General features: G+C 30.3%; 13 protein-coding genes. 4 read left to right on the forward strand and 9 right to left on the reverse strand.

Annotated elements, in window-relative coordinates:
• Nucleotides 1–46: 46 nt before the first annotated feature.
• The 7 genes from ACFO3U_RS13855 to ACFO3U_RS13885 form a co-directional block, all read right to left on the reverse strand.
• Entirely contained in the window at nt 47–805 is a 759-nt protein-coding gene (locus ACFO3U_RS13855) for a Bax inhibitor-1/YccA family protein (protein ID WP_379743726.1), read from the reverse strand.
• Between the two features lie 7 nt (nt 806–812).
• Nucleotides 813–1,220 (reverse strand): hypothetical protein, encoded by a 408-nt coding sequence (locus tag ACFO3U_RS13860; protein ID WP_379743729.1) that lies wholly within the window; start codon nt 1,218–1,220, stop codon nt 813–815.
• 36 nt (nt 1,221–1,256) lie between these two features.
• The gene (pyk, locus tag ACFO3U_RS13865) at nt 1,257–2,687 is read right to left on the reverse strand and encodes a pyruvate kinase (RefSeq protein ID WP_379743732.1); all 1,431 of its coding nucleotides are present in this window, start codon (nt 2,685–2,687) and stop codon (nt 1,257–1,259) included.
• 3 nt (nt 2,688–2,690) lie between these two features.
• The gene (locus ACFO3U_RS13870) at nt 2,691–3,158 is read right to left on the reverse strand and encodes an IPExxxVDY family protein (protein WP_379743735.1); all 468 of its coding nucleotides are present in this window, start codon (nt 3,156–3,158) and stop codon (nt 2,691–2,693) included.
• 113 nt (nt 3,159–3,271) lie between these two features.
• Nucleotides 3,272–4,012, reverse strand: coding sequence for a ribonuclease III (gene rnc, locus ACFO3U_RS13875; protein WP_379743738.1), 741 nt, complete (start codon nt 4,010–4,012; stop codon nt 3,272–3,274).
• A gap of 8 nt (nt 4,013–4,020) precedes the next feature.
• Complete coding sequence (gene fabF / locus ACFO3U_RS13880; protein WP_379743741.1) at nt 4,021–5,274, reverse strand: beta-ketoacyl-ACP synthase II; 1,254 nt, start codon at nt 5,272–5,274, stop codon at nt 4,021–4,023.
• Between the two features lie 206 nt (nt 5,275–5,480).
• A complete protein-coding gene (locus ACFO3U_RS13885; RefSeq protein WP_026716658.1) occupies nt 5,481–5,717 on the reverse strand; it encodes an acyl carrier protein in 237 nt (78 codons plus the stop codon).
• Nucleotides 5,718–5,889: 172 nt separating this feature from the next.
• Here ACFO3U_RS13885 and purN point away from each other — a divergent pair, with 172 nt between their 5' ends.
• The gene (gene purN, locus ACFO3U_RS13890; protein WP_379743745.1) at nt 5,890–6,453 is read left to right on the forward strand and encodes a phosphoribosylglycinamide formyltransferase; all 564 of its coding nucleotides are present in this window, start codon (nt 5,890–5,892) and stop codon (nt 6,451–6,453) included.
• A gap of 20 nt (nt 6,454–6,473) precedes the next feature.
• Nucleotides 6,474–6,953: a ribonuclease HI gene (gene rnhA / locus ACFO3U_RS13895; RefSeq protein WP_379743748.1), complete on the forward strand. Its 480-nt coding sequence runs from the start codon at nt 6,474–6,476 to the stop codon at nt 6,951–6,953.
• Between the two features lie 5 nt (nt 6,954–6,958).
• Here rnhA and ACFO3U_RS13900 read toward each other — a convergent pair whose 3' ends face one another.
• The gene (locus ACFO3U_RS13900; protein ID WP_379743751.1) at nt 6,959–7,381 is read right to left on the reverse strand and encodes a hypothetical protein; all 423 of its coding nucleotides are present in this window, start codon (nt 7,379–7,381) and stop codon (nt 6,959–6,961) included.
• Between the two features lie 122 nt (nt 7,382–7,503).
• On the opposite strand from ACFO3U_RS13900, the gene ACFO3U_RS13905 reads away from it, so the two are divergent.
• A complete protein-coding gene (locus ACFO3U_RS13905) occupies nt 7,504–8,430 on the forward strand; it encodes a PfkB family carbohydrate kinase (protein ID WP_379743753.1) in 927 nt (308 codons plus the stop codon).
• Nucleotides 8,431–8,496: 66 nt separating this feature from the next.
• The gene (locus tag ACFO3U_RS13910) at nt 8,497–10,392 is read left to right on the forward strand and encodes an amidophosphoribosyltransferase (protein ID WP_379743756.1); all 1,896 of its coding nucleotides are present in this window, start codon (nt 8,497–8,499) and stop codon (nt 10,390–10,392) included.
• Between the two features lie 225 nt (nt 10,393–10,617).
• On the opposite strand, the gene ACFO3U_RS13915 is transcribed toward ACFO3U_RS13910, so the two are convergent.
• Nucleotides 10,618–11,223 carry a superoxide dismutase gene (locus tag ACFO3U_RS13915; protein WP_379743758.1) on the reverse strand — a complete coding sequence of 202 codons (606 nt, stop codon included), beginning with the start codon at nt 11,221–11,223 and terminating at the stop codon, nt 10,618–10,620.
• Nucleotides 11,224–11,318: the final 95 nt, after the last annotated feature.

Genomic DNA, 11,318 nt, shown 5'->3' on the forward strand with positions numbered 1-11,318 from the left:
ACCAAGATAACTTGATGGTTTTTTAATATTTATATCTTAAATAAAATTAATCTCTACTTGATAGTTTAGCCAATAATCTTAAAAATTCTACATACAACCAAACTAGCGTAATCATTAATCCCATTGCAGAGAACCATTCCATGTATTTTGGAGCTCTTGCCTGGGTTCCTTTTTCGATCATATCAAAGTCTAAAAACAAGTTCAAAGCAGCAATAATAATTACGAAAACACTTATTCCAATACTCATTAAAGAGTTTCCTTGGTGAATAGGTTGAAAATCAATAAAGAAACCAGCTATCCAAGAAATTAAATAAAAAGCAAAAATAGCCATTGTAGCACCAATCACAACTGATTTGAATGTTTCGGTAACTTTTACAATGTTGTATTTATACAATCCAAAACAAACAATAAAAGTAATAAAAGTTGCACTAACTGCTTGAATGACTAATCCAGGATACATTGCCTCAAAAACAGCAGATATTCCACCAATAAATAATCCTTCAAACAAGGCATACGCTGGAGCTGTGTAAGGAGAAGTAGTTGGTTTAAAAGAAGCAACTAACACCAAAATAAAACCGATAACTCCACCACCAATTGCAAAAATAATTGGATTATAGCCATTTCCTACTAACCACCAACTTACTAAAGCGGTTGATAATAACATAAATAACATAGTGAAACTCTTGTTTATTGTTCCACTAACAGTCATTGTTTCTTGATGAACTGTAATAACTTCATCATTTGCTCTACTAGTGTTCTCAAAAGATTTTTCCTTTAAAAACGGATTGCTAGATTTAAATTCCATATTTTTATTAATTGTCTATTCTTATTGTTCTTTCAGTTATTTTTTCATCATACAAAAGTTTAAATTCATCTAATTTTTCAGAATTTATTTCTCCTTTTGAATTGAAAATCTTTTTATCAAAAAACAACTGCATAATTTGACGATGTGTATAAAAATCAAACTCAGTAGATTCAATAATTACTTTATTTTCTGTATTAAAGAAATATCTGTCAAAATCTTTTTTATCCAATATTTGTAAAACTAAAGCCCCTTCAAGATTAAAAATATTTGTTTCAAAGCCACCTTGCTCTTTTTCATATTTTAAAACTTGAACATTGTCCAAAAGAACATAACCTTTTTTAAAATTTACTTTTTGGGCACTAATTTCACTTGTGATGCAAATAATAAAAAAAATTGAAAATAATAAATGTTTCATTTTTTGATTTAAATAATTAAAACAAATATATAAAATTTATTCAATTTCTGATACTCTTAATGTATTCACCATTCCTTTATTGGCTATTGGCATCGCAGCTAAATTAATTAACATATCACCTTTTTTTACATATCCTTTTTCCAAAGCAATTTTGTTAATGTCTTCTACTGTGTCATCTGTACTTAGGAATTTGTCGTAGAAATAAGCTTTAACACCCCAAAGTAAATTTAATTGTGTCAAAATTCTCTCGTTTGAAGTAAATACTAAAATTTGTGATTTTGGTCTCCAAGCTGAAATTTGAAAAGCAGTATAACCACTATTTGTTAAGGTAGAAATTACTTTTGCGTCAATGTCATTAGCCATTGTTGCAGCATGATAACAAATTGATTTTGTAATAAAGCGTTTTGTTCTAATATGTGGAGCATTCAAGGGAACTTGAATAAGCGGAGAATCTTCAACAGCTTCAATAATATTGGTCATTGTTTCAATAACTTGAACAGGATAACTTCCCACTGAGGTTTCTCCAGACAACATTACTGCATCAGCTCCATCCATTACAGAATTGGCAACGTCATTTACTTCAGCACGAGTTGGAGTTAAACTAGTAATCATGGTTTCCATCATTTGTGTTGCCACAATCACTGGAATTCGAGCAGTTTTTGCTCTATGAATTAACTTCTTTTGAATTAAAGGTACTTCATGAGCAGGAATTTCAACACCTAAATCTCCACGAGCAACCATTAAACCATCACAATAAGCCACAATTTTATCAATGTTTTCTACTGCTTCTGGTTTTTCAATTTTAGCTATAATTGGAATTTTATGATCTGAATGTTTCGAAATTAAATCTTGTAACAACATCAAATCTTCTGGAGTTCTTACAAATGATAAAGCCAACCAATCTACTTTATTTTCGATGGCAAAAATGGCATCTTTAATATCTTTTTTAGTCAAAGCTGGTAAAGAAACCCTAGTGTTAGGAAGATTTACTCCTTTTTTAGATTTCAATGGACCACCTTGAACAACGATTGCTTCAACTTCAGTTTTTTTATCTGTTTTTACAACTTCAAAAATAAGTTTTCCATCATCTAATAAGATTCGTTCTCCTGCATTTACATCTTTTGGAAATTCTTTGTAGTTCATGTAAACTCTAGAAGCAGTTCCTAAAATATCTTCTGCAGTTGTAAAAGTAATTTTATCACCTTTTGCCACAACAACATCTTCTTTCATGACACCAACTCTTAATTTTGGGCCTTGTAAATCAGCTAAAATAGAAGTAGTATATCCGTTTTCATTATTCAATTCTCTAATCATTGCAATACGTTCACTTACATCTGTGTAATCTGCATGAGAAAAATTAATTCTAAACACATTTACACCTGCTTCTATCATGTCTTTTAATACAGCCTTAGTACTTGTAGCTGGTCCTAAAGTAGCGACAATTTTTGTCTTTTTGTTTGTTGACATTATTTAAAAAATTAAATTACTTTTTGTTTTTATATTGTTCTTGTCTATTTTATAAGACATAGAAACGATACTTATTTCGGAAATATTTTGTATTATTTTTTGAGTATCTAAATGATTTTCTTCTGAATCAATTTTTAAGATATAATCTGCTTTTTTTACTTCAGGAATCAAATACATGATTTGTCCAAATTGATCAAACAAAGATTCTTGTTCGTTTGCTCCTTTAATAACAGATTTATTTTCTAATAAATTCCAAAAAATTTCGTTTTTGTCATCACTAAAAAAATATCTTTCAAAAGAACCTTTTTCTCTTTTTTCTTTTTTGTCAATTACGTCTAAAAAATGAAACCGAGTATTTAAATTTTTGTTTAATAAAAAGGCAAGTTTTGAAACTTCAACAGTAGTATGAATTGCAATTAACTCATATTCATTTGTTGAGAAATCTTCTAATTGTAATTTGAAAACAGCCATTTAGTTACAAATAAGATGTAAATATACAGTATAATAAAGTTAATTAGACGTTAAAATAAATAAGAAATTGTTATTTTTTTAACGAAAACGATGTAGTTAATTGCTAATTTCACTTATTTTCCATCAATTTTTTCTTGAAATGCAAAATATGCTCTTTGAGATGCCTTTTCCTCAGCTTTTTTCTTGGAAGTAGCCCTTGCTTTTGAAACTACTTTATTGTCAATTGATAATTTTACACTGAAAAATTTTTGCCCTTCAATTCCATTATCTTCAATAAATTCAAAATGAAAAGATTTTTTTTCTTTTTGACACCATTCAATTAACAAACTTTTATAGCTGGTAATTTTTCCGTCTAATCGATCTAAATCAACGTATATTTTGATAATTTTTCTTTCAATAAATTTTTCACAAGTAACAAAACCTTTGTCTAAATAAATGGCTCCAATAAAAGCTTCAAATAAATTACCATGAATGTTTTCACCAAAGTGAGTAGGTGCAACTTTACTTTCAACAAATTGAAGTAAATTAAAATCCTTACCTAACTCATTCAAATGTTCGCGACTTACAATTTTTGAACGTGTTTTAGTTAAGTAACCCTCATCTCCTGTTGGAGCTGTTTTGTATAAAAAAGCGGAGATTACACTCCCTAAAATGGCATCACCTAAAAATTCTAATCGTTCATAATTAAAAGGGTTTCCTTTTTCATCAATAATATTTGCAGAACGATGTGTAAATGCTTTTTTATAGTATTTTAAGTTTTCAGGCTTAAAACCTAAGATTTTACTTATTTTTTCAAAAAAAATCCCGTCTTCTTGAGAACGGGATTTTGATACTATTTTTTTAATGAAATTCATACGTAGAATTAGTCTTCTAATTTTTTAAATAAGACACAAGCATTATGTCCTCCAAAACCAAACGTATTACTCATAGCAACGTTGATTTCTCTTTTTTGTGCTTTATTTAAGGTAAGATTTAATTCAGGGTCAATTCTTTCATCCACTACTGTATGATTAATTGTAGGAGGAACAATCCCATGTTTCATAGCTAAGATAGAAGCAATCGCTTCAATTCCACCAGCAGCTCCTAATAAGTGACCTGTCATTGATTTAGTAGAATTGATATTTATATTTTTAGCATGATCACCAAAAACTGCTTTAATCGCTTTTAATTCAGCAACATCACCTAAAGGTGTAGACGTTCCATGTGTATTGATATGATCTACTTGTTCTGGTTTCATTCCAGCATCGCGAAGTGTGTTTTCCATAACAGCAATTACTCCAATTCCTTCTGGATGAGGTGCTGTTAAATGGTAAGCATCAGATGACATTCCACCACCACCAACTTCACAATATATTTTTGCTCCACGAGCTTTTGCGTGTTCATATTCTTCTAAAACTAATGCACCAGCACCTTCACCAAGTACAAATCCATCACGAGTTGCATCAAAAGGTCTTGAAGCAGTTTCTGGACTTTCATTTCTTGTAGATAGTGCTTGCATTGAGTTAAATCCACCCATTCCAGCAATTGTAACTGCTGCTTCAGATCCACCAGTGATAATTACATCGCACATTCCTAAACGAATGTAGTTGAAGGCATCAATCATAGCATTTGCAGAAGAAGCACATGCAGAAACTGTTGTATAATTAGGACCCATAAACCCATTTTTCATAGAAATATGAGCAGGAGCAATATCAGCAATCATTTTTGGGATAAAGAATGGATTAAAACGTGGTGTTCCGTCACCAGCTGCATAACTCATTACTTCATCTTGAAAAGTTTCTAAACCTCCAATTCCTGCACCCCAAATAACACCAACTCTTTGTTTGTTTACATTTTCATCAGTAATTTCAGCATCTTTAATAGCTTCTTCACTTGCAGCAATAGCATATTGTGCAAATTTGTCCATTCTACGAGCTTCTTTTCTGTCAATATAATCTTCAACATTGAAGTTTTTTACTTCACAGGCAAACTTGGTTTTGTGTTTTTCTGTATCATAATAAGTTATGGGAGCTGCACCACTTTTTCCACTTACTAATGCATCCCAATATTCTTGAATATTATTTCCAATTGGAGTCAATGCTCCTAATCCAGTAACTACTACACGCTTTAATTGCATATATAAAATTTTTGGTTTATATAAAAAAACCCAAAGTGCTTTTAATACTAAACTAAAAGAAACAATGGGTATTACATAGTTTTTATTGTAATGATTGTAATACAATCAATGTTTTCAAACCGATAAAATCAATCAAGATTTTATTAAATCAGCGAAAGCTTAAATAATAACATCCACAAAGAAAACCTTGTGGATGCCTTTTGATATTATTTTTTAGCCTCTTCGATGTAAGAAACTGCTTGACCAACAGTAGCAATGTTTTCTGCTTGGTCGTCTGGAATTTGAATATCAAATTCTTTTTCGAACTCCATAATTAGCTCAACAGTGTCTAATGAATCTGCTCCTAAATCGTTTGTGAAGCTAGCTTCTGTTACAACTTCGTTTTCGTCAACACCTAATTTGTCTACGATAATCGCTTTTACTCTTGATGCAATGTCTGACATAATCTTTTAATTTTTAATTTAATTTGTTGGCAAAAATAAAAAACTTTATTTTAAAACAACATTTTTGTTACTATAATGTGCTACGAATTTAAAAAAAATAATTCATAAAGACTTCTTTTTTTTATTTTTTACCAATAATTATTCTTTTTTTTGTGGAAGAAATCAATAGTCAATGAAAAAAATTGTGCTCTTTGCTTCCGGGAACGGCACTAATGCCGAGGAGATAATTAAGTATTTTAAAAAAAGCAGTCTTGGAACTGTAGCTGCCGTGCTAACAAACAATTCTAATGCCAAAGTTGTTGAAAAGGCAAAAAAACATAAAGTTACTACTCTAATATTCAATAGAACAGAGTTAAATGAAGAATTTGTTTTAAATGAATTAAATAATATTAAACCTGATTTAATTGTTTTAGCAGGCTTTCTTTTAAAGTTTCCAGAACATATAATTGAAGCATATCCCAATAAAATAATAAACATTCACCCAGCGTTGTTGCCAAGTTATGGAGGAAAAGGAATGTATGGAATGAATGTACACAACGCTATTTTTGAAAATAAAGAGGCTGAAACAGGAATAACTATTCATTATGTAACTCCAAATTATGATGAAGGAGCAATCATTTTTCAGAAAAGTGTTACAATTTCAGATTGTAAAACACCAGAAGAGATTGCAGAAAAAGTTCATCGATTGGAACATAAATATTTTCCTGAAGTTATTTCAGATCTTCTATCCCGATAAATCGGGACTAAATTAATTATATGTCACACCAAGTAAACATATACACTGATGGAGCAGCTAAAGGAAATCCTGGACCAGCTGGTTATGGTGTTGTGATGGAATTAGTAGGAACTCCATATAAAAAAGAGTTTTATGAAGGTTTTAGACTTTCTACCAATAATAGAATGGAACTTTTGGCTGTAATTGTGGGTTTAGAAAAACTAAAAAACGATAATATGATCGTCCTAGTAGTTTCAGACTCTAAATATGTGGTTGATGCTGTGGAAAAAAAATGGGTTTTTGGATGGGAAAAGAAAGGGTTTAAAGACAGAAAAAACCCTGATTTATGGATGCGATTCTTAAAAGCTTATAGAAAACACAAAGTTGATTTTAAATGGATAAAAGGGCACAACAATCATCCTCAAAACGAGCGTTGTGATGAATTAGCAGTTATGGCTTCTCAACAAAAGAGTTTGTCTATTGATGTTTTTTATGAAAAGGAGGAAGGGAAGTTGTTGTAGATTGTTTATTTAAAATCAGAAATTTTAAATTTTACACCAAAATTTTTATCTTCAAGTTTATATATTATATTTTTCACTTTCTTTTTATCAAATGAAAAATAAAAATCCCCATCATTTTTAGTTACAAAAAGTGTATCAATTATTTTAGTATTAAAATCTGAATTAATAATAACAACATTACTATTTAAAGTTTTCTTTGGGTCTTGTAACATCTGAACGGTTTGTACTTTTCCTTTTAATGTAATATTTTCTCCTTTACAAAAACAATTTTCAACATTAGGTTTGAAGTGAAATTCTCCAAGATTTACAGAAATGTTTTCAAAACTTTTTATTTCATTATTCCAATTAACAAATGAATATTTTTCTACATGGTTACAATTACAGTTTTTTACAAAAAGTATAATTAATATTAAAAAGAGTTTATTCATAAGCCTAAAATTAATTTACCAAATCTAACAAAAAGTTGTTGTAATAAAAAGTTAAACTCCAAAAGCATTTTATACTTTTAAACTAAAAATGTATCTTTGCACCTTATTTCAAATTATATCGGATGAATAAATTATTAATTGTTGGAACCGTAGCTTTTGATGCTATTGAAACACCTTTCGGAAAAACCGACAAAATCCTTGGAGGAGCAGCAACTTACATTGGACTTTCTGCTTCTTTTTTTAAGGTAAAATCGGCCATTGTTTCTGTAGTTGGAGAAGATTTTCCACAAGAATATTTAGATTTATTAACTAATAAAAACATAGATATTTCAGGAATTGAAGTTGTTAAAGGTGGTAAAACATTCTTTTGGAGTGGAAAATATCACAACGACTTAAATTCAAGAGATACTTTAGATACACAATTAAATGTACTAGCTGATTTTAATCCAGTTGTACCTAATGATTATAAAGATGCTGAAGTTGTAATGTTAGGAAATTTACATCCTTTAGTACAATCAAGTGTTTTAGATCAAATGACAACGACTCCAAAATTAATTGTTTTAGATACGATGAACTTTTGGATGGATTGTGCTTTGCCTGAATTAATGGACGTTATCAAAAGAGTTGATGTAATTACAATCAATGATGAAGAAGCTCGTCAATTATCAGGTGAATATTCATTAGTAAAAGCAGCAGAAAAGATTCATACAATGGGTCCTAAATATGTTGTAATTAAAAAAGGAGAACACGGAGCTTTACTTTTTGAAGGTAAAAACGTATTCTTCGCACCAGCTTTACCCTTAGAAGAAGTGTTTGATCCAACAGGAGCAGGTGATACTTTTGCAGGTGGTTTTTCTGGTTATATTGCACAAAGCGAAAATGTTTCTTTTGACAATATGAAGAACGGAATTATATATGGTTCTAATTTAGCTTCATTCTGCGTAGAAAAATTTGGGACAGAAAGAATGGAAACTCTTGAAAAAGAAGAAGTTCATTCGCGCTTGCAACAATTTAAAGCGTTAACACAATTTGATATTGAATTATCATAATTTATATGCCTCGAAGTTTCGAGGCTTTTTTATTACATTAATACAACAACACAACACACTACTATTATGAGCGATGCTATTAAACACGAATGTGGAATTGCTTTACTAAGATTATTAAAACCATTAGATTTCTATAAAGAAAAATATGGTTCAGCTTTTTACGGAATTGAGAAAATGTATCTCTTAATGGAAAAGCAACACAACCGCGGACAAGATGGTGCTGGTTTGGCAAGTATTAAATTGGATGTTGATCCAGGTGAACGTTATATTAGTCGTATTCGTTCAAATGATCCTCAACCTATTCAAGATATTTTTGCTCAAATCAATGGAAGAATCAACGAAGAGTTAGAAGCTCATCCAGAATATAATACAGCTGCCCTTCAAAAAAAGAATATTCCTTATATAGGTGAGTTATTTTTAGGTCACGTTCGTTATGGAACTTTTGGTAAAAATAGTATTGAAAGTGTTCACCCCTTTCTACGTCAAAACAATTGGATGCATAGAAATCTTATCGTTGCCGGAAACTTTAATATGACTAACGTAAAAGAGTTGTTTCAAAGTTTGGTAGAATTAGGTCAACATCCAAAAGAAATGGCTGATACGGTTACTGTGATGGAAAAAATCGGACATTTCTTAGATGAAGATGTTACGGAAATTTACCAACAATGTAAAGAAAAAGGACTTTCTAAACGTGATGCTTCTCAAGTTATCATGGAACAATTAGATGTTGCTAAAATTTTAAGAAAAGCTTCTAAAAATTGGGATGGTGGTTATGCAATGGCTGGATTATTAGGTCATGGAGATTCATTTGTTTTTAGAGATCCAGCAGGAATTCGTCCAGCTTATTATTATGCAGATGATGAAATTGCTGTTGTCGCTTCAGAAAGACCAGTTATTCAAACGGTTTTCAATGTTCCTTTCGAAAAAGTAAAAGAACTAGAACCTGGAAATGCTATAATAGTTAAGAAGAATGGATCAGTTTCTTTGGAAGAAATTATTCCAGCTACAGAAAAGAAGGCTTGTTCATTTGAAAGAATTTATTTTTCTAGAGGAAGTGACGCTGAGATTTATCAAGAAAGAAAAGAATTAGGAAGATTAATTTTGCCAGCAGTTTTAGAATCAATTGATAGCGACACAGATAATACTGTTTTCTCTTTTATTCCAAATACTGCAGAAACTTCTTTTTATGGGTTGGTTGAAGCAGCGCAAGATTTCTTAAATCAAAGAAAAAATAAATATATTTTAGAAAATAGAAAAACGTTAACTGAAGAAAAATTAGAAGAAATTCTTTCAGTTAAGATTAGAACAGAAAAAATTGCCATTAAGGATGCTAAATTGAGAACTTTTATAACAGAAGATAGTAGTAGAGATGGTTTGGTAGCTCACGTTTACGATATAACTTATGGTGTGATTAAACCAACTGATAATTTAGTAATTATAGATGATAGTATCGTTAGAGGTACAACTTTAAAGAAAAGTATCATTAAAATGATGGATCGATTAAATCCTAAAAAGATTGTAGTAGTTTCATCAGCACCACAAATACGTTATCCAGATTGCTACGGAATTGATATGGCAAAATTAGAAGGTCTAATTGCATTTAGAGCAACTTTAGAATTGCTAAAAGAAAGAAATATGTATCACATTGTAGATGAGGTTTACGAAAAATCAAAAAAACAAGAGCTTTTTGCAGATAAAGAAGTAGTGAATTACGTTAAAGAATTATACGCTCCATTTACTGACGAAGAAATTTCGGATAAAATTTCAGAAATGTTGACTTCAAAATCGGTCAATGCACAAGTAAAAATCATTTTTCAAAATGTTGAAAACTTACATAAAGCTTGTCCAAAAAATTTAGGAGATTGGTATTTTACGGGTGATTATCCAACATTTGGTGGTAATAGAGTGGTAAATAGAGCCTTTTTGAATTTCTATGAAGGAAATGACGCAAGAGCTTATTAAAAATTAAATTGTTAATAAGACAAAAAAATACTCGCAGAAAGTTTGTTCATAAATTTTTTTTGCATAGATTTGTTTCACCATAGCATTAGTAGGTTAAGTTTATGGTAGATTTGGGGCAAAAAGGGTGGATTTATTTCCACCTTTTTTATTTAGTACAATCAAACAATCCTATATAAAAAAAGGGCTGAAGTTTAAAACTTCAGCCCTTTACTTTTTATGCTATTATTATTTTGCAGCAGCGTATCTTTTAGCAACTTCATCCCAGTTAATTACATTAAAAAAAGCTTCAATATAATCTGGTCTTCTGTTTTGGTAGTTTAAATAGTAAGCGTGTTCCCAAACATCCATTCCTAAAATTGGAGTTCCACCACAACCAACACCTGGCATTAATGTATTATCTTGGTTAGGAGTTCCGCAAACACAAAGTTTTCCGTCTTTAACACAAAGCCAAGCCCAACCAGAACCAAACTGTGTTGCTCCAGCTTTAGCAAAAGCTTCTTTAAATTTTTCAAAAGATCCAAAATCGTTAACAATTGCTGTAGCTAAATCTCCTGTTGGTTTTCCACCACCATTTGGTGACATTACTTCCCAAAATAAAGAGTGATTGAAAAATCCACCACCATTATTTCTAACAGCACTATTGTTCATATCTAAATTTTTAAGAATATCTTCAATAGATTTTCCTTCTAAATCTGTTCCTGAAATTGCGTTGTTTAAATTTGTTGTATATCCATTGTGATGTTTTGTATGGTGTATTTCCATAGTTCTAGCATCAATATGTGGTTCTAAAGCATCATATGCATAAGGTAATTTTGGTAATTCAAAAGCCATAATATAGTTTTTTAAAAAGATTAGTATTATTTTTATTCAAATTTACGAAATAAGCCGTTAACTACATAATACAATTTCTTTATAGTTTTATAAGA

The organism is Flavobacterium ponti (genome assembly GCF_042652765.1).
Classification (GTDB): domain Bacteria; phylum Bacteroidota; class Bacteroidia; order Flavobacteriales; family Flavobacteriaceae; genus Flavobacterium; species Flavobacterium ponti.

Excerpts from the sequence above, each read along its gene's own strand:
- ACFO3U_RS13855 (WP_379743726.1), bottom strand. The coding sequence starts at position 805 with ATGGAATTTAAATCTAGCAATCCGTTTTTAAAGGAAAAATCTTTTGAG.
- ACFO3U_RS13860 (WP_379743729.1), bottom strand. The coding sequence starts at position 1,220 with ATGAAACATTTATTATTTTCAATTTTTTTTATTATTTGCATCACAAGT.
- pyk (WP_379743732.1), bottom strand. The coding sequence starts at position 2,687 with ATGTCAACAAACAAAAAGACAAAAATTGTCGCTACTTTAGGACCAGCT.
- ACFO3U_RS13870 (WP_379743735.1), bottom strand. The coding sequence starts at position 3,158 with ATGGCTGTTTTCAAATTACAATTAGAAGATTTCTCAACAAATGAATAT.
- rnc (WP_379743738.1), bottom strand. The coding sequence starts at position 4,012 with ATGAATTTCATTAAAAAAATAGTATCAAAATCCCGTTCTCAAGAAGAC.
- fabF (WP_379743741.1), bottom strand. The coding sequence starts at position 5,274 with ATGCAATTAAAGCGTGTAGTAGTTACTGGATTAGGAGCATTGACTCCA.
- ACFO3U_RS13885 (WP_026716658.1), bottom strand. The coding sequence starts at position 5,717 with ATGTCAGACATTGCATCAAGAGTAAAAGCGATTATCGTAGACAAATTA.
- purN (WP_379743745.1), top strand. The coding sequence starts at position 5,890 with ATGAAAAAAATTGTGCTCTTTGCTTCCGGGAACGGCACTAATGCCGAG.
- rnhA (WP_379743748.1), top strand. The coding sequence starts at position 6,474 with ATGTCACACCAAGTAAACATATACACTGATGGAGCAGCTAAAGGAAAT.
- ACFO3U_RS13900 (WP_379743751.1), bottom strand. The coding sequence starts at position 7,381 with ATGAATAAACTCTTTTTAATATTAATTATACTTTTTGTAAAAAACTGT.
- ACFO3U_RS13905 (WP_379743753.1), top strand. The coding sequence starts at position 7,504 with ATGAATAAATTATTAATTGTTGGAACCGTAGCTTTTGATGCTATTGAA.
- ACFO3U_RS13910 (WP_379743756.1), top strand. The coding sequence starts at position 8,497 with ATGAGCGATGCTATTAAACACGAATGTGGAATTGCTTTACTAAGATTA.
- ACFO3U_RS13915 (WP_379743758.1), bottom strand. The coding sequence starts at position 11,223 with ATGGCTTTTGAATTACCAAAATTACCTTATGCATATGATGCTTTAGAA.